We start from the raw sequence: 26,887 nt of genomic DNA on the forward strand, positions 1-26,887 counted from the left end.
GAGTGGATTACTCTGTATCTACGGGGTTTTCATCCGCGGCAGGCGCTTCAGGTTCAGCGCCATCTTGCGGCGCCTGCTCCAAATCACCCTCAAGCTCTTCATTGACGATCAGCTCGCCATTCTCATCGTATTCTTCTTCAACAGAAGGTTCCTGAACACGTTGCAGACCGACCAGCTTCTCGTCCTTGGCCAAGCGAATCAGGGTCACACCCTGGGTATTACGACCCAGGCTTGAAACCTCACCGACACGCGTACGCACCAGTGTGCCCTGGTCGGAAATCAGCATGATTTCTTCACCATCGAGCACCTGAACCGCACCAACCAATTTACCGTTACGCTCGTTGCTGACCATGGCAATCACGCCCTGACCGCCACGCTTGTACTCTGGGAACTCGCTGATTTCGGTACGCTTGCCGTAGCCGCGCTGCGAGGCGGTCAGGATCTGGCTGCCCTCTTCCGGAATCAGCATCGAGATCAACTTCTGGCCTTCAGCCAGACGCATACCGCGAACACCGCGAGCGGTACGGCCCATGGCGCGCACATCGCTTTCTTTAAAGCGTGTCACCTTGCCACCATCGGAGAACAACATCACCTCACGGCTGCCGTCGGTAATGGAGGCAGAAATCAGGGTATCGCCTTCATCCAGATCAAGGGCAATCAAGCCCACGCTGCGCTGACGGCTGAATTGCTCCAGCGGCGTCTTCTTCACAGTACCGCCAGCGGTCGCCATGAAGATGAAGTGACCTTCGGTGTACTCGTCAACCGGCAACATGGTGGTGATGTATTCACCCTCATCCAGCGGCAACAGGTTAACCAGCGGACGCCCGCGTGCAGCACGGGAGGCTTCCGGAATTTCATAGGTTTTCAGCCAGTAGACCTTGCCACGGCTGGAGAACAGCAGCAGCGTGGTGTGGCTGTTGGCAACCAGCAGGTGGGAAATGTAGTCCTCATCCTTGACCCCGGTCGCCGACTTGCCTTTACCGCCACGGCGTTGCGCCTGATACGCAGCCAGCGGCTGGGATTTGGCATAACCGGTGTGGGAAATAGTCACCACGCGGTCTTCTTCGGTGATCAGGTCAGCCAGGGTCAGATCGAGACGGTTGTCGAGGATTTCAGTACGACGGGCATCGCCGAACTCAGCCTTGATACCTTCAAGCTCTTCGGTGATCACTTCCATCAGGCGCTCAGCGCTGGTCAGGATGCGGATCAACTCGCCAATCTGCGCCAGAATTTCCTGGTATTCAGCCAGCAGCTTTTCGTGCTCAAGACCGGTCAGGCGGTGTAGGCGCAGGTCAAGAATGGCCTGGGCCTGTTCTGGCGATAGGTAATACTTGCCGTCACGCAGCCCGTATTGCGGGTCAAGATTGTCCGGACGGCACGAGTCAGCACCTGCGCGCTCGACCATGCTCTGCACGGCACTGGATTCCCAGGCCTTGGCAATCAAGGCTTCCTTGGCTTCAGCCGAGGTCGGCGAGGCTTTGATCAGGGCGATAACCGGGTCGATATTCGACAGGGCAACGGCCTGGCCTTCAAGAATATGGCCACGCTCACGGGCTTTGCGCAGCTCGAACACGGTGCGGCGGGTAACCACTTCGCGACGGTGCAGAATAAAGACTTCCAGCATGTCCTTGAGGTTAAGGACCTTAGGCTGGCCGTCGATCAAGGCAACCACGTTGATGCCGAACACGCCCTGCATCTGGGTTTGTGCATAGAGGTTGTTAAGGATCACCTCAGGCACTTCGCCACGACGCAGTTCGATCACGATGCGCATGCCGTCTTTGTCAGACTCGTCACGCAGCTCGGTAATGCCTTCGAGCTTCTTCTCTTTAACCAGCTCGGCGATCTTCTCGATCAAGCGCGCCTTGTTCAGCTGGTAAGGCAGCTCGGTCACCACGATTTGCTGGCGGCCGCCAACCTTGTCGATATCCTCGATCTCGGCGCGGGCACGCATGTAAATACGTCCACGACCTGTGCGGTAGGCTTCGATGATGCCTGCGCGACCGTTGATGATGGCGGCGGTTGGAAAGTCTGGGCCCGGGATGTATTGCATCAAGTCATCGATGCTCAGCTCCGGATTTTCGATCAGCGCCAGGCAGCCGTTGATAACCTCGGTCAGGTTATGCGGCGGAATGTTAGTCGCCATGCCCACGGCAATACCGCTGGAGCCGTTGATCAGCAGGTTGGGAACCTTGGTTGGCATGACCGCCGGGATGATTTCAGTGCCGTCGTAGTTAGGCACCCAATCCACGGTTTCCTTATGCAGGTCAGCCAGCAGCTCATGGGCCAGCTTGGTCATGCGCACTTCGGTGTATCGCATGGCAGCGGCGTTATCGCCGTCGACCGAACCGAAGTTACCCTGACCGTCTACCAACAGGTAGCGCAAAGAGAATGGCTGAGCCATACGGACGATGGTGTCGTAGACCGCTGTATCACCGTGTGGGTGATATTTACCGATCACGTCACCAACGACACGAGCCGACTTCTTGTACGCCTTGTTCCAGTCATTACCCAGCTCGCTCATCGCGTACAACACGCGACGGTGCACGGGCTTCAAGCCATCGCGCGCATCCGGCAGTGCTCGACCGACAATTACGCTCATCGCGTAATCGAGGTAGGACTGCTTGAGTTCGTCTTCGATATTGACCGGGAGGATTTCTTTGGCCAGTTCGCCCATGAGTAGCCTGGTTCCTTTTTCTGGTGAAACTCCGCGCCATCCGTGCTGAACGAGGCGAAGCCTGTCGCTGTAACATCAAGTCAGCATCGACTCACGACAAATCAATAAGTTATGCCATGTGTGTATGCGATTTGGACAACCGCAAGCAGTTGTTCTGATAACTGCCGGAGGTTACCACAAACAGCGCTTTACACCTACCCTAAACCGACCAGCAAAAACGGCTAAATAGCCCTGTGACGCACTGAGAGGCCGCACAAGCCGATTTATTCCTTTGCAGCCTCCACCGCAGGCCATGCATAAATGCCATCAGAACGTCATCAAAACGCGTACCGGGAGCGCCAGCCAATGCAGTGAACCAAGACCGTACGATGTCAAAGATGCAAAACGCGGCCAGCACGCACTAATTGGAAATAAGTGCCTGAGCCGTCCCTCAATCTGCTCAGGCAAGTGCTATCCATGCCGGTTAATGCAGGCGCTTGCGGCACATCAACTGGGTCATCTTGGCCAAATCCGGGCGCTCGACCACACCTTTTTCGGTGACAATAAAATCGATTAAATCCGCAGGCGTTACATCGAACACCGGATTGACGGCATCGACACCCGCCGCAACGCGTTTGCCAGCCACTTCGAGCAACTCGCTGCCGTCACGCTCTTCAATCGGGATGTCTTCACCGCTTTCCAGGTCCATATCGATAGTCGAACTGGGCGCGACCACCATAAAGCGCACACCATGGTGCATGGCATTGACAGCCAACTGGTAAGTGCCGATTTTATTGGCGACGTCACCATTTGCGGTAATGCGGTCCGCTCCGACTATGACCCAAGTAATGCCACGGGTTTTCATCAGATGCGCCGCTGCTGAGTCAGCATTAAGGCTTACCGGGATACCTTCGTTAGCCAACTCCCAGGCAGTCAATCGCGAGCCTTGCAGCCAGGGGCGCGTTTCATCGGCATAGACTCGCTCGACCAAGCCGTCGAGATACGCCGCGCGAATCACACCCAAGGCCGTGCCAAAACCACCGGTTGCCAGCGCACCGGTATTGCAATGGGTCAAGAGGTTTTGCAGATTGCCCTGGTGCTTGCGGATCAAGTCGACGCCAAGCTGGGCCATGGTCAGATTGGCCTCACGATCGCTTTCGTGAATACCCAGCGCCTCAGCCTCAAGCACCGCCAGCGCGTCGTCTTGCGGCTTGATGCGTGCCAGCCGCTCACGCATGCGGTTCAACGCCCAGAACAGGTTCACCGCCGTGGGCCGCGAATCGGCCAGCACCTTGAAGTCAGCCTCAAGCGCTGCACGCCAGTCACCGCCTTCTTTTATACGCTGACGAGCTCCGAGCACCACGCCATAAGCTGCACTGATCCCAATGGCTGGCGCACCGCGCACCACCATCGACTTGATTGCCAAGGCAACCTCTGCGGCACTTTCATAGGCAAGCCATAATTCTTCGAAAGGGAGTACGCGCTGATCTAGCAGATAAAGACAACCATCACGCCACTCGATAGCCTTGACCTTTTCTGCTGCTAACAACTGCTCGCGCATCGACCCACCCTCGTAAAGCAAAGCCGCTGATTATACGCCCAAGCGCTCGCCAGCCTGTAACCATAGTTGCAGCAAAATCTCAAAATCACCGAATAAGACCTGTTTGCAGTCCTTTCGACTTCATGCGCGCGGCGTTCCACTATAGAATCGCCGGTCAACCATGCATAGGCGCCTATAAATGTCCGAAGCCCCTCTCGACCTTATCCTGCTCCCCACATGGCTGGTGCCTGTTGAACCGGCTGGTGTTGTGCTGCGCGACCACGGGCTGGGCATCCGCGACGGCAAAATAGCAATCATCGCCCCACGCGAAACCATTCTTAAGCATAGCGCCCTGCACATCCGTGAACTTCCGGAGCACATCATCACTCCTGGCCTGGTTAACGCTCACGGCCACGCAGCAATGACCCTGTTTCGTGGATTGGCAGATGACATGCCGCTGATGACCTGGCTGGAACAGCACATCTGGCCTGCCGAAGCCAAATGGGTCAGCGAAGCATTTATTCAGGACGGTACCGAGCTGGCGATTGCCGAACAGCTCAAAGGCGGCATCACCTGTTTCTCGGACATGTACTTCTTCCCGGAAATTGCCAGCCAGCAAGTTCACAGCAGCGGTATTCGCGCACAGATCACCATTCCCGTCCTCGATTTTCCGATACCCGGCGCCCGCGACGCCGCCGAAGCCCTGCATAAAGGCCTCGAGCTATTGAGCGACCTCAAGCATCACCCACGGATTAAAATCGCTTTTGGCCCGCACGCGCCCTATACCGTAAGCGACGACAAGCTAAGCAACATCAATGTGCTGGCCGAGGAGCTTGAGGCGGGTATTCACATGCATGTCCACGAAACTGCATTTGAAGTCCAGCAAAGCCTGGAACAACACGGCGAGCGCCCGCTAGCACGCCTGGCGCGTCTTGGCCTGCTTGGGCCGCGCTTCCAGGCCGTGCATATGACCCAGGTTAACGACGAAGACCTCGAACTCTTGGTCGCCAGCAACACCAGTGTCATCCATTGCCCGGAATCGAACCTCAAGCTCGCCAGTGGTTTCTGTCCGGTCGAGAAGCTGTGGAATGCAGGCGTCAACGTTGCCATCGGCACTGACGGCGCAGCCAGCAATAACGACCTCGATTTACTGGGCGAAACGCGCACCGCCGCGTTGCTGGCCAAGGCAGTCGCAGGCTCGGCCACAGCCTTGGATGCACATCGGGCTCTGCGCATGGCAACCCTCAATGGCGCGCGCGCCCTTGGTCTTGAGGCTGAAATTGGCTCATTGGAAGTTGGCAAGGCTGCGGATATATGCGCCTTCAACCTGTCCGGCCTGGCTCAGCAGCCGGTGTACGATCCGGTATCGCAACTGATCTACGCCAGCAGCCGCGCCTGCGTTGAGCACGTTTGGGTCGGCGGCAAGCAGTTGCTGGAGAACGGCAAGCTGAGCCGCATGGACGAAGCTCAAATCATCGCCAAGACCCGGGCCTGGGGCGCCAAGATTGGTGAAAAAGCCTGAAGCGGCTGCACATATATGCCAGCCGCTGCGACAAACTGACATACACTGGCCTGCTGGCAAGCGCCCACTAACAGACGTGGAAGTGGCACCATAATGCAGGCCACTAAATTGCAGATTTAACCAGGAACAGCTAATGAGTAACGTCGACCCGGCTGAAATCGCCAAGTTTGAAGCCCTTGCCCACCGCTGGTGGGACCGTGAAAGCGAGTTCAAACCACTGCACGAGATCAATCCACTGCGGGTTAACTGGATTGACGAGCGCGTCGGCCTGGCCGGCAAGAAAGTACTGGACGTTGGCTGTGGCGGCGGCATCCTCAGCGAGTCCATGGCCCAGCGTGGCGCCACCGTCACCGGTATCGACATGGGTGAAGCGCCCCTGGCCGTTGCCCAGTTGCACCAGCTCGAATCGGGCGTTTCGGTTGAATACCGGCAGATCACCGCTGAAGCCCTCGCAGAAGAAATGCCCGAGCAGTTTGATGTCGTGACCTGCCTGGAAATGCTTGAGCACGTGCCTGACCCGGCATCGATCATCCGCGCCTGCTACCGCATGGTGAAACCGGGCGGCCAGGTGTTTTTCTCGACCATCAACCGCAACCCAAAGGCCTACATGTTTGCCGTGATTGGCGCCGAATACCTACTGCGCCTGTTGCCCCGTGGCACCCATGACTTCAAGAAATTCATCCGCCCGTCCGAGCTGGGCAGCTGGAGCCGCGCTGCGGGCCTGGAAGTCAAAGACATTATCGGCCTGACCTACAACCCACTGACCAAGCACTACAAGCTGGCAGCGGACGTAGACGTCAATTACATGATCCAGACGCTCAAGGAGCAATGATGCGACTGCGTGCAGTACTTTTCGACATGGATGGCACCCTGCTCGACAGTGCCCCTGACTTTATTGCGATCTGCCAAGCCATGCGCGTCGAGCGCGGGCTGGAGCCCATTGCCGAGAAACTGATCCGCGACCAGGTCTCTGGCGGCGCCCGCGCCATGGTTTCGGTCACCTTTGGCCTGGACCCGCAAGATGCAGAGTTCGAACCCCTGCGCCTGGAATTCCTCGACCGCTATCAGCGTCACTGCGCCGTACTGACCCGGCCGTTCGACGGCATCAATGAATTGCTCGACGACATTGAGCAAGCCAAGCTGATCTGGGGCGTAGTGACCAACAAGCCGCTACGCTTTGCCGAGCCGATCATGCAGCAACTGGGCCTGGCCAAGCGCTCGGCCATTCTCATCTGCCCCGACCATGTCAAAAACAGCAAGCCCGACCCAGAGCCGATGATCCTCGCCTGCAAAACCCTGGACCTGGATCCGGCCAGCGTGTTGTTCGTTGGTGATGATCTGCGTGATATCGAATCCGGGCGCGCTGCCGGAACCAAAACCGCGGCGGTCACCTACGGCTATATTCATCCTCAGGACAACCCACGCAACTGGGGCGCCGATGTAGTGGTCGATCATCCGTTGCAGCTACGCGCGGTGCTGGACAACGCACTGTGCAGCTGCTGAATCCCCGACTGACCTGCGCCCAGCCGCGCAGGTTTGCGTAACCATTGAAACCGGCAACGGCGCAGCAGCGACGCAGCCAAGCAAGCGAGACCGAGTCATGTTCGATTACACCGCCCGCCCCGACCTCCTCAAAGACCGCGTTATCCTCGTTACCGGCGCTGGCCGCGGCATTGGCGCAGCAGCAGCCAAAACCTTCGCCGCGCATGGCGCAACGGTATTACTGCTGGGCAAGACTGAAAGCAACCTGAGCAAGGTCTATGACGAAATCGAAGCAGCCGGCCACCCGCAAGCTGCGGTAATCCCGTTCAACCTCGAAACCGCCCTGCCACATCAGTACGATGAACTGGCGGCGATGATAGAAACCGAATTTGGCAAAATTGACGGCCTGCTGCACAACGCCTCGATCATTGGCCCGCGCACCCCGGTCGAGCAGTTGTCCGGCGAGAACTTCATGCGCGTCATGCAAGTCAACGTCAACGCCATGTTTATGCTGACCAGCACCTTGCTGCCTTTGCTCAAGCTCTCAAGCGACGCCTCGGTGGTCTTTACCTCAAGCAGTGTTGGCCGCAAGGGCCGCGCCTATTGGGGCGCCTACGGCGTTTCGAAATTTGCCACCGAAGGTTTTATGCAAACCCTGGCGGATGAACTGGAGAATGTCGCTCCAGTGCGCGCCAACAGCATCAACCCCGGCGCAACCCGCACCGACATGCGCGCCCAGGCCTATCCGGGTGAAAACCCGGACAACAACCCCGCGCCAGCCGACATCATGCCGGTTTATCTGTACCTGATGGGCCCAGACAGCACAGGCGTCAGCGGCCAGGCATTTGACGCGCAGTAAGCTTCAATAGTGGCAAAACAATGCCAGTTTATTGGCAGCTGACCGGCAAGCCTTTGCCGGTCATTTGTCATCCGTGCCGAACACAGCCTTGGACATTCGCCACCAATCGTCATAAGTGACTGAGTTCACAGAATTTTTCATAAAAATGAAACGGCTGGCACGAAAATCGCTCTAACCGACCATTGCCGCACTTTAGCGCCAGAGGTTTAGCGTTCATGGCCCCCCCAAACTCCAGCAACACAATTGATTTCGATGCGGCCAAGCTGCAACGTCTCGGCTACTCGAGCAAGCGAAAGCAATCATTGCAGCCCCTTACCCTTGCCCAACTGCGCCAGCACCTTAATTTGCAACTGCAAACCAGTCTTGACGCAGAGCGCACACTGAATCTGTTTTTCAGCGAAATTCAGCGTCTGGTCGCACTCGACGGCTTGTCTTATCAGCACAATATCAGCGACCTGAACCTGGAGTTCGGCCAAGCGGCAGGCAATGCAGCCAGCTACCGCCTCAGCCATGAAGGTGAATACCTCGGTGAGCTGATTTTCCGGCGCAAACAACGCTTTAGCGAAGACGAACTTCATCAGTTAGAAGCATTGCTTGGCAGTTTGCTCTATCCACTGCGCAATGCCCTGCTGTATCGCACAGCCATCCAGAATGCGTTACGCGACCCGCTGACCAATACCGGTAACCGTATTGCCATGGAGCAGATGCTTCACCGTGAAGTGGATATGGCACGCCGTAATCTTCAACCGCTGTCACTGCTGATGCTCGACCTTGACCACTTCAAGCAGATCAACGACAACCATGGGCACGGTGTTGGCGATGAAGTCCTCAAGGCCGTGGCGACCACCATCAAGGCGCAACTGCGCAATGTGGATATGATTTTCCGCTACGGCGGCGAAGAGTTCCTGATCCTGCTTTCAGGTACCGGGCGCGATGCCTCGGCTATGGTGGGCGAACGCTTGAGGCATTCGGTCGAGCAACTGCAATACATCAACCAAGGCCAACCGCTGACACTGTCGATCAGCCTCGGCGGCGCCAGCCTGTTGCCCGGCGAGTCCGACGAAAGCCTGCTACGCCGCGCCGATAACGCGCTGTACATCTCCAAGCGTGACGGCCGCAACCGTTTGAGCATGGCCGGATAATCCCGACCATCGCAATTGAGAACTCACAGAAAGCAAAAAGGGTCGCACGAGGCGACCCTTTTTTATTGCGCCTAGGCTTATGCCTTCGGCTCAGGCTTACGACCACGACCGAAGCCTGGACGCTGACCTTCAGCCGCTGGCGCGCTACGACGCTTGGCCGGAGCACCCGCTGGCTTGCGCCCGCCGCGCTCGCTCGACTCTGAACCAGCCCGCTCAGGACGAGGCTTGCCAGAAGTGCGCTGCTTGTTCATATCGCTTGGACGCTCGGCAACCGCAGACGACTTACCGGCACCACCACGGGACTGATCACGCGAACCGCGACCGGAACGGGCATCACCTTCAGCCGGGCCACCATGGGCTGGACGCAAGGTACGCGCTGAGCGATCACTGCGACCAACCGGCTTGGCCGATTTGCGCTGCTGGCGGTCCAGCTTATCGCGCGCCTTTTCTTTCATGTCCGGCAAGGCAACAGGCTTGAGGCCGACTTCTTCGCTGAGAATATCAACTTCGCGCTGGCCCATTTCACGCCAACGGCCCATGGTCAGGTCGGAGGTCATGAACACAGGCCCGAAACGTACGCGCTTCAAACGGCTGACGACCAAGCCTTGGGATTCCCACAGGCGGCGCACTTCGCGATTACGGCCTTCCATCACCACGCAGTGATACCAATGGTTAAAACCTTCGCCGCCGGGTGCTTCCTTGATGTCGGTAAACTTGGCCGGACCATCTTCGAGCATCACGCCCGCCTTCAGGCGCTCGATCATCTCTTCATCGACTTCGCCACGCACCCGCACCGCGTATTCACGGTCCATCTGGTAGGAAGGGTGCATCAGGCGGTTAGCCAGTTCACCGTCGGTGGTAAACATCAGCAAGCCAGTGGTGTTGATGTCGAGACGGCCGATGTTGATCCAGCGGCCTTCTTTAGGGCGCGGCAAACGGTCGAACACAGTCGGACGGCCTTCAGGATCGTCACGGGTGCAGATTTCGCCATCGGGCTTGTTGTAGATGATCACGCGACGCAGGTTTTCAGCCGCTTCTTCGCGCTTGATGACCTTGCCGTCGAGGGCGATCGCGTCATGCAGGTCGACGCGCTGCCCCAGGCTTGCGGCTACGCCGTTGACCTTGACACGGCCAGCACCGATCCAGGTTTCGATCTCGCGGCGTGAGGCCAGGCCCATGCGCGCCAGGACCTTCTGCAGTTTTTCGCCTGCAGGGCTAGTTTGTTCAATTTCTTCACTCATCTGGGCACCTCCCGGTGTTTCTCTGTGATGCGACGACATCTCGTCGAGGGCGCGCATCATACGCGCCCGGTGAAAGAGTAGCTAGCCGTAAAGACCTTATTGGAATTTCTGCCGACCGGCATGGTGGACAAGCTTCGCGTTGTCACACCCTACAGAGCTTGATGTGTTGGGTGGAAGACGCTTCACCCTTCCACCATTGTCAACCACGCCCAACCACTAATAGTTGCCGTTAAGCTCATCGGCGATGGCGGCTTGCAAGGCGCGCTCGGCTTCGGCTTCTTCATCCCGCGCGGCCTGAACCGGGTCATAATGCGTCAGATCCGGCCCGGTTTGCTCAACGCTGTCAGCGCCGATTGCCGGGCTTGGCGCTTGCGTGTCCTGATTTTGCTCGATTTGCACATCAGGCGACTCAGAAGACTCTGACGGCTCATCATCAGGCGACGACTCTAAATCATCAAAATCGATTTTCAGCCCTTGCTCCATGTCATCCAACTCGGCCAGCAAGCTGCTGAAACTGGTTTCTTCTGGGATCTTTTCAGCTGCAGGCGCCACATCGTCACCGCCCTCTTCCCCGGCCAATGCCAAGTCAGCCCGCGCTTGCAGACTGGCGGGCACTGGTGCTTCGCCTTCGGCGTAGCCAACAAACTCAGGTTCTGGCTCAGCGCTCGGCTCCAACTCACGCAAGTCAGCCAGCGGCGGCAATTGATCAAGGCTTTTCAAGTTGAAATGATCGAGAAACTGCTTGGTGGTCGCCAGCATCGCCGGTTTTCCCGGCACCTCGCGGTAACCGACTACGCGAATCCACTCGCGCTCAAGCAAGGTTTTGACAATGTTGCTGTTGACCGCAACACCGCGAATATCTTCAATTTCACCGCGCGTTATCGGCTGCCGATAGGCAACCAGGGCCAGGGTTTCAAGCATTGCCCGGGAATAGCGCTGTGGCCGTTCCTCCCACAAGCGCCCAACCCAGGGGGCAAATTTTTCACGCACCTGCAGGCGATAGCCACTCGCCACCTCGACCAACTCGACCGCACGTCCGTCACAGGCCTTGCGCAGCACTTCGATCGCTTTCTTGAATACGCCTGGCTCCGGCCGCTCACCTTCCTCGAACAATTCATACAAGCGCTCAAGCGTCTGCGGCTTGCCAGACGCCAGCAAGAAGGCTTCAAGCAAGGTGGCCAGGTCTTTGGGTTCATTCAAATTCATTTATTTGCTCAGCTCGCGCCCGGACGTGAATTGGACCATAGGGCTCATTTTGCACTAACTCAGCCAGCGATTCCTTGATCAACTCAAGCACCGCCATAAAGGTGACCACCACACCCAAGCGCCCTTCTTCGGCGACAAACAAGCTGACGAAGGGAACGAATTCACCGCCCTTGAGTCGCTCGAGCACATCACTCATGCGCTCGCGGGTCGACAGGGTTTCGCGGGTGATCTGGTGGCTTTCAAACATATCGGCACGGCGCAGCACTTCAGCCATGGAAACCAGCAACTCCTCCAGGCTGACATCTGGCAGCAACTTGCGCGCCTTGGCTTGCGGCGCATCCAGGCGCGGCACCGTGAGATCGCGGCCAACCCGTGGAATACCATCCAAGCCCTCGGCTGCCGCCTTGTAGCGCTCGTACTCTTGCAGACGGCGGATCAACTCGGCACGCGGGTCGTCCTCTTCCTCTTCGGCGCTGGCAGAACGCGGCAGCAGCATGCGCGACTTGATCTCGGCCAGCATGGCCGCCATCACCAGGTATTCGGCTGCCAACTCCAGACGCACGCTATGCATCAGCTCGACGTAGCCCATGTACTGGCGGGTAATCTCGGCAACGGGAATATCCAGCACATCAATATTCTGTTTGCGGATCAGGTACAGAAGCAGGTCCAGCGGCCCTTCAAACGCTTCAAGAAACACTTCCAGAGCATCTGGTGGAATGTACAAGTCCAAAGGCATCTCAGTGAGCGCTTCGCCGTAAACCTTGGCAAACTGCAGCTCTTGCTGGGCATTGGCTTGATCGTCTGTGACCGCTGGCGTGGCTTGGCTCATGGCTTGCTCATCGATAGTTCATGCCAAGTGCCTGGCGCACTTCGACCAAGGTGTCGCGCGCTTCATCGCGAGCTCGCTCAGCGCCGCTGGCGAGAATGCCACGCACCACGTCGAGATTATCTTCGTATTCAGCGGCTCGCAGTTGGATCGGCTGCAAGTCCTGCTGCACTGACTCGATCAGCGGCTGCTTGCATTCCACACAACCGATGCCCGCGCTGGTGCAACCTTGCTGCACCCAATCACAGGTGGTCTCGCTGGAATAGAGCTTGTGCAGCGGCCACACCGGGCAACGGGCTGGCTCACCCGGATCATTGCGGTGAACGCGGGCCGGATCGGTCGGCATGCGCTTGATCTTCTCTTCAACCTGCTCTTGGCTGTCACGCAAGTAAATCGCGTTGTTGTGCGACTTGGACATCTTGCCGCCGTCCAGCCCGGTCAAACGTGGCGCGTCACTGAACATGGCTTGCGGCTCGGGCAGCACTAGCTTGCCGCCGCCTTCCAGATAACCGAGCAAACGTTCCTTGTCGCCCAAGGTGATGTTTTGCAGCTCCTTGAGCAGCGCCCGAGCGGTATCCAACGCCTCGCTGTCGCCTTGTTCCTGGTAGGCCTGGCGCAAGTTGTTGTAGAGCTTCGAGTTTTTCTTGCTGAGCTTGCGGATTGCAGCCTCTGCCTTGGCTTCAAAGCCAGGTTCACGACCATATAGATGGTTAAAGCGCCGGGCCACATCGCGGACAAACTCGATATGCGCCAGCTGGTCAGAGCCAACCGGCACTATGCCGGCGCGATAAAGCAGAATGTCAGCGGCTTGCAGCAAAGGGTAACCGAGAAATCCATAGGTCCCCAGATCACGGCCCAGATGCTGTTCCTGCGACTCTTTATACGAGGGTACGCGCTCCAGCCAGCTCAGCGGGCAGAGCATCGACAGCAGCACATGCAGCTCCGCATGCTCCGGCACCTGTGACTGGATAAACAGGGTTGCTGAGCTTGGGCTCAAGCCGCAAGCCAGCCAGTCAATCGCCATGTCCTGCACATGCTTGGACAGTTGGCTGACATCTTCATAATCGGTGGTGAGCGCGTGCCAGTCGACGATGCAAAAAAAGCAGTCATAGCTGTGCTGCAGCTTGACCCAGTTTTTCAGTACGCCGTGATAATGGCCAATATGCATCTGGCCGCTTGGACGCATACCTGAAAGCACGCGCCGCTCAGAGTCTACAAGGTTCAAACCGGGTTTCCCGCTCAAAGCATTTGCACAGACATTAGCAAGTCACAGCGCGTTACGACAGCCTGACGAAGCATCAGATCTTCAGCCTGCATCACACGCCAATCAATGCTTCAAAGATTTTCGAAGGGTGCCGGATCACCGCAACCAACACGCACGATCTCAGGCTCTGCCTCAGACAGGTTGATCACGGTAGAGGCCTCCAGGCCACCAAAGCCGCCATCAATGATCAGCTCGACATGGTGTTCGAGCAGCGAACGCATTTCATAGGGATCGCTCATCGGCAAGGTCTCATCCGGCAAGATCAAGCTCACGCTCATGATCGGCTCGCCCAGTTCCTCAAGCAAAGCCTGGGCAATCGGGTGGCTCGGCACCCGCAGACCAATGGTCCTGCGCTTGGCGTGCAGCATGATTCGCGGCACCTCACGCGTGGCATTGAGAATGAAGGTGTAAGGCCCGGGCGTGTGGGTCTTGAGCAGGCGGAAAGCGCCGGTGTCGACCTTGGCGAAGGTGCTCAGTTGCGACAGATCCCGGCAGACCAAGGTGAAGTTGTGCTTGTCATCCAACTGGCGCAAGCGGCGAATACGCTCCAGCGCGTTCTTGTCCCCCAAGCGGCAGCCAATGGCATAGGATGAGTCGGTCGGATAGACAGCAACACCGCCGCCGCGGATGATTTCCGCCGCCTGTTTTATCAGGCGCGACTGAGGGTTCTCCGGGTGAACCTGGAAGAATTGACTCACATTAGCTCCCTGCTCGTAAGACTGCGGATTGTTGAACATGCTCAAAGCGCGTCCATAGTGGCAAGAGGTCTTCGGGTACCGGGCGATACATCCCCAGTTCCGACCAGTTGCCCGGTGCATGAAAGTCACTACCAGCGCTGGCCAGCAGATCAAACTCGCGCGCCAGGATGGCCAAGCCACCAACCTGCTCAGCTGGCTGCATGCCGTTACAGACCTCAAGTGCATGGCCACCTGCTTCAGAAAATGCTGCTACCAAACGGCGCCGCTTACTACGAGTAAAGTCGTACTGCCACGGGTGCGCCAGACTAATCAATGCATCAGCTTGCTGTAAGGTCGCTACCGCCTCGTCAAGCGTCGGCCAGTGCTGCTTCACATCGCCCAACTTGCCCGAGCCTAGCCACTTGCGAAAGGCTTCAGCGCGATCTTTCACAAAGCCTGCACGGACCATGAATTCAGCGAAATGCGGCCGCGCCGGGGCATTGCCACTGTCGCCCAGCTCCTGTTGAATCGCACGTGCGCCTTCAAGCGCGCCGGGCATGCCCTTGGCGGCGAGGCGCTGGTCAATTTCCGCTGCGCGTAGCCAGCGCCCCTGGTGCAACTCGGCAATTGCCTTGCTCAACACAGGCGCATCACTAGCGAAGGCATAGCCCAGCACATGAATGGTTGCACCGCCCCACATGCAGGACAGCTCAATACCATTGACCAGTTGCATACCATGCTCATTGGCGGCGGCGCGGGCCTCATCAAGCCCTTCAATCGTATCGTGGTCGGTCAACGCAAGCAGCTTGACCCCACGTTCATGTGCCCGCGCCACGACCACTGCCGGCGCCAATGCGCCGTCAGATGCAGTGCTGTGACAATGTAAATCGACATCCATATGGGCACTATCTCAATAATTTAGGGTTGATATTATGCGGGCAGATGGAGATTCTTGCTGAGTTGAGTCGCACCCAACTGTTTTTATAGACATAAAGGTTATGATTCGGCGCTGTATAGTTCCTGTAAATCTGCCACCTATGCCTAGGCTGCTGTGCCTACTACTGATTAAGGATCGAGATGCTCTACGCCATTATCGCCACTGATGTAGAAAACTCCCTGGAAAACCGCATGGCTTCGCGCCCGGCGCACCTTGCGCGTCTTGAGCAACTTAAAGCCGAAGGTCGTCTTGTTCTCGCGGGCCCGCACCCGGCTATCGACAGCAACGACCCAGGCTCCGCAGGTTTCTCTGGTAGTTTAATCGTAGCTGAGTTTGACTCGCTGACTACCGCGCAAGAGTGGGCCAACGCTGATCCCTACAAGGCCGCCGGAGTGTACAGCTCGGTTGTAGTCAAACCTTTCAAGCGAGTTATGCCTTAAACGCCATACCACAATGCTCGAGCCAATCAACAGTAGGACAAAGGAGCTCTAATGCGCCCTACTACGCTCACCTTGTTACTTGCTCTATGCTTGCTTGCGCCTGCCCTGCAGGCCGAGCAGACCCCAGATGAAACCGAAGCAACCCAAGCCCGGATTGATGCACTGGAACAACGCCTGGCCTTGAGCGAAGACCAACGCATGCAACTCAGTGAGCAACTACAAGAGCAGAGCACCGAGCGCGAGAGCATTCAACTGCAGCGCCTGCGCCAGGATAATCAGCGGCTCAAGCTGCAACTCAAAGCCGCCCAGGCCCAAACCCCGCCACCGCTGATTAACGAACGCCAGCAATGGTTTGCAGTTGGCGCTGGCGCAGGACTATTGGGCGTGCTGATTGGCGCACTGTTGCGCGGCAGTCGCCGTAAACGCCGTGAATGGACCAACTGATCAACATGAGCGCACTTTTACTCATTGACGATGACATCGAGCTTTGTGAGTTGCTGAGTCACTGGTTGACCCAGGAAGGCTTCAACGTGACGGCTTGTCATAACGGCCAGCAAGCTCGAGAAGCCCTAAGTCACCAGGCGCCCGATGCCGTGGTGCTGGACGTGATGCTGCCTGACGGCAGCGGACTGGAGCTGCTCAAGCAATTGCGCAGCGAGCATGCCGAGCTGCCAGTGCTGATGCTCTCAGCGCGAGGCGAGCCGCTGGACCGGATTCTCGGGCTGGAACTGGGCGCCGATGATTACCTGGCCAAGCCCTGTGATCCCCGCGAATTAACGGCCCGCTTGCGTGCCGTATTGCGCCGCAGCACTACAACTGCCTCAACCACACCGCAGCAACAGTCTTTAGGCGACCTGCAACACAGCCCAGCCCGCGGCATTGTCAATATTGGCGAAACCGAGGTATTGCTCACCCTTTCCGAAAGCCGGGTGCTTGAGGCCTTACTCAATACGCCGGGCGAGCCGGTCGATAAACAGGCGCTGGCGCAGTTGGCCTTGGGTCGCAAGCTCACGCTGTATGACCGCAGCCTCGATATGCACGTCAGCAACTTGCGCAAGAAGATCGGCCCCCACCCCGACGGCCGGCCACGCATCATGGCCCTGCGCAGTCGCGGCTATTACTACAGCCTGTAAAGCTGCTGTGGATTGCTGTGCGATCTTTACCTTGGCTTTACCATTCGCTGACTGCGCTTGACCAAGACCTGCATAAACTGAGCTCATCCGGTAAACAACCGGCCTTGAGATTAGGAGATACATCATGCGCAAGACTCTCACTGCAGTATTACTCGCCCTGACTCTGCCAACACTGGCCATGGCTGCAACAGATGGCAGCCATCATGACGGTAAAGGCCCAGGTCATCGCGGCGCCATGTTCAAAGACCTGGACCTCAATAAGGAACAGCGCCAGGACATGCGCAAACTGATGGGCGAACAGATGAAAACTCGCCACGAGATCACCAAGCGCTACCTGGAAAAACTGCCCGAGAAAGAGCAACAAGCCATGAAGGCCGAGCTCAAGGCGTCTTTCGACAAGCAACAGGCCGCCATGCGCAGCCTGTTGACGCCCGAGCAGCAAAAAAAGTTTGATGAGCACCTAAAGAAAATGGAAGAGCGTCGTGCTGAAAAGCACAAAGCCAAAGCCGAATAAATAACCAGACCACAGCCTCGCTTGCGAGGCTAACTAATTAACTGCCAGGCTCGACAGCGCTATGCTGCCGGGCCTGACTGCATCAAGGAGTTACCTGTGCGGTCACTGTTCTGGCGAATCTTTGCGAGCTTCTGGCTGGCGATTGCCTTGGTTGCTGGCTTGTCCATGCTACTCGGCCGTGCCCTCAACCAAGACAGCTGGATACTCAACAACACCCCAGCTCTGCAGGGAATTGCCGAAACCTGGACCGAACGTTACGAGAGCGGCGGCAAAGGCCCCGCACAAGCCTTTCTGAGACACCACAAGGATAAATATCAGGTTGACGTGCAAGTACTGGGTGAAAACGGCCAGCAACTGGTCCCCGGTACATTCCCGGCACGCGCTGCAGCCTTTGAGTCACGACAAAAAGACAAGCGTCTGCCTTGGCGGCGCCTGACCACTGAATACATCAGCCCCAACACCGACAAAACCTATCTGTTTATTTACCGAATCCCTTATCCAGTGCTCAATAGCTGGCATCGCGATAGCCTGCTCTGGCCGATCAGTGCGCTGGCCATTGCTCTGGTGGTATTAACGGCCTTGAGCCTGCTTCTGACCTTGTCGATTACCCGACCACTGAACCGCTTGCGCGGCGCGGTGCATGACCTTGGCCAAACCAGTTACCAGCAAAATAGCCTGGCGCACCTGGCCAAGCGCCGTGATGAACTGGGCGTGCTGGCCAATGACTTCAACCGCATGGGCGCCCGCCTACAAGGCCTTATTGGCAGCCAGCGCCAGCTATTGCGCGATGTCTCCCATGAACTGCGCTCCCCCCTTGCCCGCCTGCGAATTGCCTTGGCGCTGGCCGAACGTGCCAGCCCCGAAGAACGTGAAAAGCTGTGGCCGAGACTGACCAAGGAATGTGATCGCCTCGAAGCATTGATCAGCGAGATTCTCGAACTGGCGCGCCTCGATGCCAACCCGGGAGCAGTGCAGCCGGTCAGGCTGCAGGAGATCCTGCAAAAACTGGTTGAATATGTGCATATCAGCGCCCCGGAGCAACGGGTCGCAATCGATATAGCCCCCGGTCTTGAGCTACAAGGCTGGCCGAACATGCTTGAGCGCGCACTGGATAACCTGCTGCGCAACGCCTTGCGCTTCAACCCTCCGGGTCAACCGATTGAAGTCAGCGCGCAGGTAAAAGATGGCGCGGTGCGGATCCGTGTGCGCGATCATGGCCCGGGCGTCGATGACAAACACCTGGGCCAACTGGGCGAACCCTTTTTCCGTGCACCGGGCCAAACATCGCCCGGCCACGGCCTGGGCTTAGCCATTGCTCGCCGCGCAGCAGAGCGTCATGGCGGCAAGCTGATCCTGGAGAACCACGGACAAGGCGGCTTTTGCGCCAGCCTGATCATTGCAACCCAGGCGGACGCAGAATCCTGACACGTCTCAACCAGCGTCGATGCTCTAGGCTGGCCAGGCGCTGACGAAATCATCGATATTGAGTGTCGGCGGTGTACGCAACTCACGTTCTGGTGTGCCCAGATACAGATAAGCCACAACCTGCTCGCTTGCCGACAACCCCAAGCCAGCGGCCACATGTGCATTGGTCGCCATGTCACCGGTGCGCCAGACGGCACCGATACCCTGCGCATGCGCCGCCAGCAAAATGCTATGCGCCGCGCAGGATGCAGCGATAATTTGCTCTTGCGCCGGTACTTTCGGCGATTCTTTGATACTGGCAATTGCCACGACCATCAAGGGCGCCCGCAAAGGCATCGCATGGGCCTTATTCAGCGCTTCAACGCTGGGCTGCGTGCCTGAAGCCGATAACGCCTGGGCGAACAGCTCCCCGAGTTGCTTGCGTGCATCACCCTCAACCGTCAAAAACCGCCAAGGTCTTAGTTGCCCGTGATCCGGGGCTCGCAATGCAGCACGAAACAGCACCTCACGCTGCGCCGCATCAGGAGCAGGCTCGCTCAAGCGCGGAACAGAAACTCGGTTTATAAGTGCATCTAGCGCGTCCATCGATCACCTCTCGCAGAACATGAAGCTAAATTCTAGAGCCTGCGAGATAGCCTGTGGGAAAAACCTGCTCGAACTGCTCTATCCGAAAGCATTCTTGTTACTGCGCACCAACGAAAAATGCGCCCAGTGGCGAGCCACTGGGCGCATTGTTATTTCGTGTGCTGGATTATCTTTAGGCGACCCGATTTGGTGACACGCTCGGCTGCACAGGTGGTGTCAGCGGCGGCAGGCCGTAGGCCTTACGCGCATCGTCACAACGCGCATTATGTTCACCGTTGGCCCAGGAGGCTTCAAACTCACGGCACGGGCTGGAACGTTGTTCATATAATGTACAACGCACCCCTTCCCCAACATTCCCCAACAGTGCATTGCAGCGTGCTGGTTTATGCTCTGTACCACGCATGGCAACACGTTGCGGAGTAATCAATACCACTTGATCATCCGGCACCGTACCGCCAGCAGACTGGCACTCGCCCCAAAAGAAAGACACACGAAAATACGCGCAGCAGGCGCCACACGTTAAACACGGATTAGTTTCAGACATGATTATAAGGACTCAGAAACCGGCAAGGGCCGGCACCTGGCGGCTATTCTATGCTTACCCAAGCCGTTGTAAAGCACAGATAATGGTGGTTTACAGCTTTCTTGTGCCGGGTAGAATGGCGCCCTTTGTAACTTTCCGTCTGTCCTCCACTTGAGCCCCCTTTATGGCCTTGGCGACACTGCGAATTATTGGCTTCATCCTCGGTATCTTTTTATTGACACTGGCGCTCAGCATGATGATTCCCCTGCTGACGCTACTGGTATATGGACGTACCGAAGACCTCGACCCATTCCTCTGGTCAAGCCTGATTACCGCCGGGGCAGGCATGGCGCTGGTTATCCCTGGGCGCCCTGAAAACGCTCATCTGCGCCCGCGCGACATGTACCTGTTGACCACTGGTAGTTGGCTGGTGGTGTGCATCTTTGCGGCATTGCCGATGGTGCAAATCCACCATATCAGCTACACAGACGCATTTTTTGAAACCATGTCGGGCATCACCACCACAGGTTCTACGGTGCTCAGTGGACTCGACACCGCCTCCCCTGGCCTGCTGATCTGGCGCTCGATGTTGCAGTGGCTTGGCGGCATTGGCTTTATTGGTATGGCGGTGGCGATTCTGCCGTTGCTACGAGTTGGTGGCATGCGCCTGTTCCAGACCGAATCCTCGGACTGGGGCGAGAAAGTCATGCCGCGCTCGCACATGGCCGCCAAATACATCCTGATGGTTTATCTGGGCCTGACACTGCTTGGTTTTATCAGCTATTGGCTGGCGGGCATGACGCCATTTGAAGCGATCAACCACGCCATGACCTCAATTTCCACTGGCGGCTATTCAACTTCAGACTCATCGCTCGCCCATTGGGACCAACCGGCCGTGCACTGGGTCGCCGTGGTGATGATGATTTCCGGCAGCCTGCCTTTCACCCTTTACGTTGCCAGTGCTAGAGGCAACCGACGTGCGCTGGTTCGCGATCATCAAGTCCACGGTTTTATTGGTTTTCTGGTTTTGACCTGGCTGGTTTTCGGCACATGGCTGTGGATCAACTCAGACTACAGTTGGATGGACGCTGTACGTATCGTGGCGGTCAACGTCACTTCCGTGGTTACCACCACAGGCTTTGCACTGGGCGACTACACCCTCTGGGGCAGTTTCGCTGTAATGCTGTTCTTCTACCTGACCTTTATCGGTGGCTGCTCGGGCTCAACCGCTGGCGGCTTGAAAATATTCCGCTTCCAGGTGGCCTATGTCCTGCTGCGTGCCAACTTGCAGCAACTGGTTCACCCCCGTGCGGTGATCAAGCAGCAATACAACAACCACAATCTCGACGAAGATATTGTTCGCTCGCTGATCACCTTCTCATTCTTCTTCACCATCACCATTGGCGTCATTGCACTGGGCCTGGCGCTTTTGGGCCTCGATTGGATTACCGCTTTGACCGGCGCTGCAACAGCCGTATGTAACGTTGGCCCGGGCCTGGGCCCGATCATTGGTCCGGCAGGCAACTTCGCCAGCCTGCCTGATGCGGCCAAGTGGTTATTGACCCTGGGCATGCTGCTTGGCCGACTGGAAATCCTGACCGTACTGGTATTGGTTACCCGCTCATTTTGGCGTCACTGATATCAGCAGGCTAGAATGCTGGGAAAAGAACCACAGGGAAGTCGGTTCCATAATGAAAACCATATTGCGCGTGGGGGTTGAACTGGATGTCTAAATCGACACTGCGCATCCTCGCCTTCATCAACGGCGTGTTCCTGGTAACCCTTTCAGTGAGCATGCTGGTACCGGTCATTACCTTGCTGGTGTTTGAGCGGCCTCACGAAATCAATTCATTCCTTTGGTCGAGCCTGATCACCTTTGTCAGCGGCTTGACCTTGATTGCCCAAGGCCGCAGCCGCCAGCAAGCTTCGCAATTGCGCCCACGCGACATGTACATGCTGACCGTTTCGAGCTGGGTGCTGGTTTGCCTGTTTGCCACGCTGCCGTTTATTTTCAGCCAACACATGAGCGTCACCGACTCCTTGTTTGAAAGCATGTCGGGCATTACCGCCACCGGAGCAACCGTACTCAGCGGCCTGGACGATATGTCGCCGGGCATCCTGATTTGGCGCTCCCTGCTGCACTGGCTGGGCGGCGTCGGCTTTATTGCCATGGCCGTCGCCATTTTGCCAATGCTGCGTATCGGTGGCATGCGTCTGTTCCAGACCGAATCTTCGGACCGTTCCGACAAGATCATGCCGCGCTCGCACATGGTGGCCAAATATATGGTGGCCGCCTATGTTGGCCTGAGTATTTTCGGCGTCGTGGCGCTGTGGCTGGCGGGGATGGGCTGGTTTGACGCAATCAACCACACCATGTCAGCCATCGCCACGGGCGGTTTCTCAACCTCGGACAGCTCGATTGGCCACTGGCAACAACCTGCGGTGCATTGGGTGACCGTGTTGTTGATGATTCTCGGCAGCCTGCCATTCGTGCTCTATGTCGCGACGCTGCGCGGCAACTTCCGGGCGCTGTATTACGACCAGCAGGTTCGTGGCTTCCTGGGGATTTTGCTCAGTACCTGGATCATCCTCGGCACCTGGTATGCGCTGACTACAGACTTGCACTGGCTGGAAGCGGTGCGCCACGTTGCGGTCAACACCACCTCGATTATCTCCACGACCGGCTTCGCATTGGGCGACTACACCCTCTGGGGCGGCTTTGCCGGCATGTTGTTTTTCTATCTGGGCTTTATTGGTGGCTGCTCAGGCTCGACAGCGGGCGGCCTGAAGATCTTCCGTTTCCAGGTCGCCTATATCCTGCTCAAGGCCAACCTCAAGCAACTGGTTCATCCCCGTGCGGTGATCAAGCAGCAATACAACCGACACCGGCTCGACGAAGACATCGTCCGCTCGATTCTGACCTTCTCGTTCTTCTTTACCACCACTATCGCAGTGATGGCGCTGGGCTTGAGCCTATGCGGACTCGACTGGATCACCTCACTTAGCGGCGCTGCCAGTACCGTCTCCGGAGTTGGGCCGGGTATGGGGCCGATCATCGGGCCAGCCGGTAACTTTTCCAGCCTGCCGGATACCGCCAAATGGATTCTTACTTGCGGCATGCTGCTCGGGCGCTTGGAAATCCTTACGGTGATGGTGGTGTTGATGCCTTCGTTCTGGCGACATTGAGCGCTAGGACAGCACGAAGCTTGTCCTGAAATCCGGCAAACACCGCAGCATTCATAACCATCAATGTATTTGCGGCGGTTGATGGCGGAGTTAGGCGCGGACCCGGTATTCGCTGGGGGTCACCCCAAACCAGCGGCGAAACGCCCGAAAAAAATTACTCGGATCGGCAAAACCCAGCAGATAGGACACCTCCAGCAAGGTCAGATTCGGCTGCGCGAGGTACTGTTGCGACAGCTCGCAGCGGGTGTCGTCAAGCAACTGCTGAAAGCTGGTGCCCTCTTCCTGTAAACGGCGCTGCAGGGTGCGTTGCGACATGTGTAATGTTTGCGCAACGACTTCACGTTTTGGCTCGCCCTGAGGCAGCAGTCGACAAATGACCTGACGCGCTTGGTGAGTGACTCGGCTCTCGGAGAACCGCGCCAGAAATTCACCAGCAAAACGGTCATGCAATTGCGCCAGCGAGGGGTTGGCCGTGGGTAACGGCATTTCCATATCTGCACGCTCAAACAGCAGCGCATAATGGCTGGCATTGAACTCCAGCGGTGCTTGAAATACCTGCTGGAACGCCTCGATATCCGCCGGCGGATCACCCTGTAGAAGAATCCTGCGGGGGCGAATCAGCTTGCCGGTCATCCACCGGCAAAAAGCCAATGCGTAAGCCAGCGACGCTTCCGCGCTCTGGCGTGCCGGCGGCAAGCGATCGCCATGGATCGCCAGCACCAGCTCGTAGCCGTCAGGGGTAGGCCTGAAGCTCAGGTCTGCGCCCTCGGCAATAATCCGTTGATAGCGCACCAGTCGCGCCAGGCCTTCCTTGAGCGAACTGCTCGACATCAGCGCATAGCCAACCACATGAAACGAGGCGGGACGCACCACCTTGGCCATGTTCAAGCCAATGGCGGGATTTCCCGAGAGCTCAACGGCACGGGTCCAGAGTCGAGTCATGCCGTCTTGCGGAAACCGCGCATCCGGGTCTTCGAGTAATGCGTAATCGAGGCCAAGCTCAGGAAATATCGAGCGGCAGTCTACACCGCCCATCTCTAATGCCTGAACGATGCCTAAAGCCCAATTGGAAGATGTTGTGCGCTCACTCATTGTGGATTCTTATTCTAAAAGTTCGACAAATAACCGCTAAGGAACCGACTGCAATGGCGGGCAAGGATACTAATGTGGCACTTAATGTCACTGGTTGATCCTGGTTCTGAGCCTAGACTGTAAGCATTAGTGAGCCTGACTAAAATAACAACAGGAGGCACATCATGACTGCCCAAACGACTGAACGTTTTCATTCCTTTGCCGAGTTCTACCCTTACTACCTGCAAGAACACAGCAATCCGACCTGCCGTCGCCTGCATTACGCCGGTAGCACGCTGGTGCTGTTGATCCTGGCCTACAGCCTGCTCAGCCAGCAATGGCTTTGGTTGCTGGCAATCCCTGTTGCAGGATACGGATTTGCCTGGGTGGGCCACTTTGTGTTCGAAAAAAATCGCCCGGCAACCTTCAAGTACCCACTGTACTCGCTGCTCGGCGATTGGATCATGCTCAAGGATGCCTGCACGGGTCGCATTAAATTTTAGTAGGGGCTCAGTAATGAATATGCACGCACGCTTTACCCATATGGAAAACGGCACACAGGACGACTGGGCCATTATCGCCAAGGACTTTCGCGCCTATGCCGACCAGTTGCCTGATCGCATTCTCACCCACCTCAAGCTGCTGGACGGCGACTTTGGCGGTTTCCCTGTTGACCGCCTGACCCATTCACTGCAGACCGCAACCCGCGCGCACAAAGATGGTCGCGACGAAGAGTATGTGGTCTGCGCCCTGCTGCATGATATTGGCGACACCTTGGGCAGCTACAACCATGCAGACATAGCCGCCGCCATGCTCAAGCCTTTTGTCAGCCCCGAAAACCATTGGATGGTCGAGAAACACGCGATCTTCCAAGGTTACTACTTCTTTCATCACCTGGGCATGGATCGCCACTTGCGCGAGCAGTTCAAAGACCATCCGCAGTACCAGGCGACTATCGATTTCTGCGCCAAGTATGACGCCTCGGCCTTTGACCCAGAGTATGAGTCCCTACCGCTGGAGTTTTTTGAGCCGATGCTACGGCGTGTCTTTGCCCAGCCAAGAAACTCGATCTACCGTGATGCAAAATAAAGCGCTTTGACAACCGGTAATCCGTCAAAATGATGCATTCGTCATTGCTGCTTGGCGGCTAAGCTGGGCTTGGTTATGATCCCTGTTTGGCTGGAACTCATTCGTTCCAGCCAAATTAACGCCCAGCTAGAGGCGTTCCTTTATCAGGGATCATTGCCGTACCATGACTGTCCGCACCGTTATCCTACCCAGCGTGCTACCGGCGCCGGTGATGCGTGAATACTATTCGCGCATTCTGGCCTATATCTCTGTCGCCGCCAGTATAGCTGCAGGCACCTACGTCCAGTATTTCTCCTACAGTATTTTATGGATTGTTCCATACGCCCTGCTTTATCCGCATTTGGCGCATCAGATTGGCCAATACTACAAGCGTCAGTACCCTACCAAAGCCACCCAAGGCTTGATGATTGTCGACGCCATACACTGCGGTTGCCTGGCCGTACTGCTGAATTTCTCACCGGTCCTGAGCTTGATGAGCCTGTTAACCCTGCTGTTCAGCTCCCTCGTGGTTGGCGGCCTGGGCAATATGACCCTGGCGCTGGTGACCACGCTGATCAGCACCTTGGCCTGCTCTGCTCTAATCGGCCCGAAATTCATGGGACAAACCCCGACGGCGGTGTCCCTGGTATGCATTTTATTCACCACCTTCTACATCACCATTACCGCCTACTTTGTCCACCAGCAAGGCTTGCACCTGGCCCAGGTGCGAAGCGATATCAGGCGCGAACAGGAAAAAGCCGCGCGGCTTGCCCGCAATCTTGCCAAATACCTGTCTCCGCAAGTCTGGGAATCGATATTCAGCGGCAAAAAATCGGTGCGCCTGGAAACCCAGCGCAAAAAACTGACGGTATTTTTCTCGGACATCAAAGGTTTCACCGAGCTATCCGAGGAGCTTGAGGCAGAGGCACTGACCGACCTGCTCAACACCTACCTCAATGAAATGTCGAAGATCTGCCTGAAATACGGCGGCACCATTGATAAGTTCATTGGCGACAGCGTCATGGTGTTCTTTGGTGACCCTGCCAGCAAAGGCGCAAAGAAAGACGCTGTTGCAGCCGTCTCAATGGCCATCGCCATGCGCAAGCACATGAAGGTGCTGCGCCAACAATGGCGCGCCCAAGGCATCACCAAACCCCTTGAAATCCGCATGGGCCTCAATACAGGCTACTGCACCGTGGGTAACTTCGGTGCCGACACGCGCATGGACTACACCATCATCGGCCGCGACGTGAACCTGGCCAGCCGCCTGGAAAGCGCTGCCGAATCAGGTGAAATCCTGATCTCGCACGAAACCTACTCCTTGGTCAAAGACGTCATCATGTGCCGTGACAAAGGCCAGATCACCGTCAAGGGCTTCACCCGCCCGGTGCAGATTTACCAAGTGGTCGACTTCCGTCGCGACCTAGGCGCAACTTCAAGCTATGTCGAGCATGAACTGCCTGGGTTCTCAATGTACCTGGACACCAACGGCATTCAGAACTTCGACAAGGAGCGAGTGATCCAGGCGCTGCAACAAGCCGCCAAAGAGCTGCGCGACAAAGTCATCATGTAGCCAAGCCAAACGCAAAAAGC

26 protein-coding genes are annotated in these 26,887 nt (G+C 57.1%); 15 read left to right on the forward strand and 11 right to left on the reverse strand.

The genetic code is table 11. The annotated features are described in order from the left end of the window. Positions 1-7: 7 nt before the first annotated feature. Both gyrA and mtnA read right to left on the reverse strand, forming a co-directional pair. Positions 8-2,674 (reverse strand): DNA gyrase subunit A, encoded by a 2,667-nt coding sequence (gene gyrA, locus AACY26_RS07725; protein WP_339512641.1) that lies wholly within the window; start codon positions 2,672-2,674, stop codon positions 8-10. A gap of 463 nt (positions 2,675-3,137) precedes the next feature. Further along, positions 3,138-4,214 (reverse strand): S-methyl-5-thioribose-1-phosphate isomerase, encoded by a 1,077-nt coding sequence (gene mtnA, locus AACY26_RS07730; protein WP_339512643.1) that lies wholly within the window; start codon positions 4,212-4,214, stop codon positions 3,138-3,140. A gap of 178 nt (positions 4,215-4,392) precedes the next feature. Here mtnA and AACY26_RS07735 point away from each other — a divergent pair, with 178 nt between their 5' ends. The 5 genes from AACY26_RS07735 (at position 4,393) to AACY26_RS07755 (ending at position 9,198) form a co-directional block, all read left to right on the forward strand. Next, a complete protein-coding gene (locus AACY26_RS07735; RefSeq protein WP_339512645.1) occupies positions 4,393-5,715 on the forward strand; it encodes a TRZ/ATZ family hydrolase in 1,323 nt (440 codons plus the stop codon). A 133-nt stretch (positions 5,716-5,848) separates the two neighbouring features. Then, the gene (ubiG, locus tag AACY26_RS07740; protein ID WP_339512646.1) at positions 5,849-6,547 is read left to right on the forward strand and encodes a bifunctional 2-polyprenyl-6-hydroxyphenol methylase/3-demethylubiquinol 3-O-methyltransferase UbiG; all 699 of its coding nucleotides are present in this window, start codon (positions 5,849-5,851) and stop codon (positions 6,545-6,547) included. Then, the gene (mupP, locus tag AACY26_RS07745; RefSeq protein WP_339512648.1) at positions 6,547-7,218 is read left to right on the forward strand and encodes an N-acetylmuramic acid 6-phosphate phosphatase MupP; all 672 of its coding nucleotides are present in this window, start codon (positions 6,547-6,549) and stop codon (positions 7,216-7,218) included. The genes ubiG and mupP overlap by 1 nt, the downstream gene beginning before the upstream one ends. A 97-nt stretch (positions 7,219-7,315) precedes the next feature. Further along, complete coding sequence (locus AACY26_RS07750; RefSeq protein ID WP_339512650.1) at positions 7,316-8,056, forward strand: YciK family oxidoreductase; 741 nt, start codon at positions 7,316-7,318, stop codon at positions 8,054-8,056. 215 nt (positions 8,057-8,271) lie between these two features. After that, positions 8,272-9,198 carry a GGDEF domain-containing protein gene (locus AACY26_RS07755; RefSeq protein ID WP_339512652.1) on the forward strand — a complete coding sequence of 309 codons (927 nt, stop codon included), beginning with the start codon at positions 8,272-8,274 and terminating at the stop codon, positions 9,196-9,198. 77 nt (positions 9,199-9,275) lie between these two features. Here AACY26_RS07755 and rluB read toward each other — a convergent pair whose 3' ends face one another. From rluB to AACY26_RS07785, 6 genes are all read right to left on the reverse strand, one after another. Next, on the reverse strand, positions 9,276-10,439 hold the full coding sequence (rluB, locus tag AACY26_RS07760; RefSeq protein WP_339512654.1) for a 23S rRNA pseudouridine(2605) synthase RluB: 1,164 nt from the start codon (positions 10,437-10,439) through the stop codon (positions 9,276-9,278). A gap of 216 nt (positions 10,440-10,655) precedes the next feature. Next, a complete protein-coding gene (gene scpB / locus AACY26_RS07765; RefSeq protein ID WP_339512656.1) occupies positions 10,656-11,645 on the reverse strand; it encodes an SMC-Scp complex subunit ScpB in 990 nt (329 codons plus the stop codon). Beyond that, positions 11,632-12,348: a segregation and condensation protein A gene (locus AACY26_RS07770; RefSeq protein ID WP_339513122.1), complete on the reverse strand. Its 717-nt coding sequence runs from the start codon at positions 12,346-12,348 to the stop codon at positions 11,632-11,634. Before AACY26_RS07770 ends, scpB begins: the two co-directional genes overlap by 14 nt. 133 nt (positions 12,349-12,481) lie before the next feature. Continuing rightward, positions 12,482-13,696: a tryptophan--tRNA ligase gene (locus AACY26_RS07775; RefSeq protein ID WP_339512658.1), complete on the reverse strand. Its 1,215-nt coding sequence runs from the start codon at positions 13,694-13,696 to the stop codon at positions 12,482-12,484. A gap of 110 nt (positions 13,697-13,806) precedes the next feature. Next, the gene (locus AACY26_RS07780; RefSeq protein WP_339512660.1) at positions 13,807-14,433 is read right to left on the reverse strand and encodes an L-threonylcarbamoyladenylate synthase; all 627 of its coding nucleotides are present in this window, start codon (positions 14,431-14,433) and stop codon (positions 13,807-13,809) included. 1 nt (position 14,434) lies between these two features. Further along, complete coding sequence (locus AACY26_RS07785; protein ID WP_339512662.1) at positions 14,435-15,310, reverse strand: PHP domain-containing protein; 876 nt, start codon at positions 15,308-15,310, stop codon at positions 14,435-14,437. 179 nt (positions 15,311-15,489) lie between these two features. Between AACY26_RS07785 and AACY26_RS07790 the strand changes: the two genes are divergently transcribed. The 5 genes from AACY26_RS07790 (at position 15,490) to AACY26_RS07810 (ending at position 18,861) form a co-directional block, all read left to right on the forward strand. Then, positions 15,490-15,789, forward strand: coding sequence for a YciI family protein (locus tag AACY26_RS07790; RefSeq protein ID WP_339512664.1), 300 nt, complete (start codon positions 15,490-15,492; stop codon positions 15,787-15,789). Positions 15,790-15,840: 51 nt separating this feature from the next. After that, on the forward strand, positions 15,841-16,233 hold the full coding sequence (locus tag AACY26_RS07795; RefSeq protein ID WP_339512666.1) for a translation initiation factor 2: 393 nt from the start codon (positions 15,841-15,843) through the stop codon (positions 16,231-16,233). A gap of 5 nt (positions 16,234-16,238) precedes the next feature. Next, the gene (locus AACY26_RS07800; RefSeq protein WP_339512668.1) at positions 16,239-16,922 is read left to right on the forward strand and encodes a response regulator transcription factor; all 684 of its coding nucleotides are present in this window, start codon (positions 16,239-16,241) and stop codon (positions 16,920-16,922) included. A gap of 124 nt (positions 16,923-17,046) precedes the next feature. Beyond that, on the forward strand, positions 17,047-17,436 hold the full coding sequence (locus AACY26_RS07805; protein ID WP_339512670.1) for a Spy/CpxP family protein refolding chaperone: 390 nt from the start codon (positions 17,047-17,049) through the stop codon (positions 17,434-17,436). Between the two features lie 96 nt (positions 17,437-17,532). Beyond that, complete coding sequence (locus AACY26_RS07810; protein ID WP_339512672.1) at positions 17,533-18,861, forward strand: HAMP domain-containing sensor histidine kinase; 1,329 nt, start codon at positions 17,533-17,535, stop codon at positions 18,859-18,861. 24 nt (positions 18,862-18,885) lie between these two features. On the opposite strand, the gene AACY26_RS07815 is transcribed toward AACY26_RS07810, so the two are convergent. Then, the gene (locus tag AACY26_RS07815) at positions 18,886-19,446 is read right to left on the reverse strand and encodes a nitroreductase family protein (protein ID WP_339512674.1); all 561 of its coding nucleotides are present in this window, start codon (positions 19,444-19,446) and stop codon (positions 18,886-18,888) included. A gap of 172 nt (positions 19,447-19,618) precedes the next feature. Continuing rightward, a complete protein-coding gene (locus tag AACY26_RS07820; RefSeq protein ID WP_339512675.1) occupies positions 19,619-19,990 on the reverse strand; it encodes a YkgJ family cysteine cluster protein in 372 nt (123 codons plus the stop codon). A 163-nt stretch (positions 19,991-20,153) separates the two neighbouring features. Here AACY26_RS07820 and AACY26_RS07825 point away from each other — a divergent pair, with 163 nt between their 5' ends. Both AACY26_RS07825 and AACY26_RS07830 read left to right on the forward strand, forming a co-directional pair. Beyond that, complete coding sequence (locus tag AACY26_RS07825) at positions 20,154-21,608, forward strand: TrkH family potassium uptake protein (protein WP_339512676.1); 1,455 nt, start codon at positions 20,154-20,156, stop codon at positions 21,606-21,608. Between the two features lie 86 nt (positions 21,609-21,694). Then, positions 21,695-23,155, forward strand: a complete 1,461-nt coding sequence (locus AACY26_RS07830) for a TrkH family potassium uptake protein (protein ID WP_339512678.1) — start codon at positions 21,695-21,697, stop codon at positions 23,153-23,155. A gap of 90 nt (positions 23,156-23,245) precedes the next feature. Here the strand turns inward: AACY26_RS07830 and AACY26_RS07835 are convergent, their stop codons facing one another. Beyond that, positions 23,246-24,247 (reverse strand): AraC family transcriptional regulator, encoded by a 1,002-nt coding sequence (locus AACY26_RS07835; RefSeq protein ID WP_339512680.1) that lies wholly within the window; start codon positions 24,245-24,247, stop codon positions 23,246-23,248. A 164-nt stretch (positions 24,248-24,411) separates the two neighbouring features. On the opposite strand from AACY26_RS07835, the gene AACY26_RS07840 reads away from it, so the two are divergent. The 3 genes from AACY26_RS07840 to AACY26_RS07850 all read left to right on the forward strand — a co-directional run bounded on the left by AACY26_RS07840 (position 24,412) and on the right by AACY26_RS07850 (position 26,867). Continuing rightward, a complete protein-coding gene (locus tag AACY26_RS07840; protein ID WP_339512682.1) occupies positions 24,412-24,729 on the forward strand; it encodes an Mpo1-like protein in 318 nt (105 codons plus the stop codon). A 13-nt stretch (positions 24,730-24,742) separates the two neighbouring features. Further along, a complete protein-coding gene (locus AACY26_RS07845) occupies positions 24,743-25,315 on the forward strand; it encodes an HD domain-containing protein (RefSeq protein ID WP_339512684.1) in 573 nt (190 codons plus the stop codon). Between the two features lie 163 nt (positions 25,316-25,478). Beyond that, the gene (locus tag AACY26_RS07850; protein WP_339512686.1) at positions 25,479-26,867 is read left to right on the forward strand and encodes an adenylate/guanylate cyclase domain-containing protein; all 1,389 of its coding nucleotides are present in this window, start codon (positions 25,479-25,481) and stop codon (positions 26,865-26,867) included. Positions 26,868-26,887: the final 20 nt, after the last annotated feature.

The organism is Pseudomonas sp. RL_15y_Pfl2_60 (assembly GCF_963970595.1).
GTDB lineage: Bacteria > Pseudomonadota > Gammaproteobacteria > Pseudomonadales > Pseudomonadaceae > Aquipseudomonas.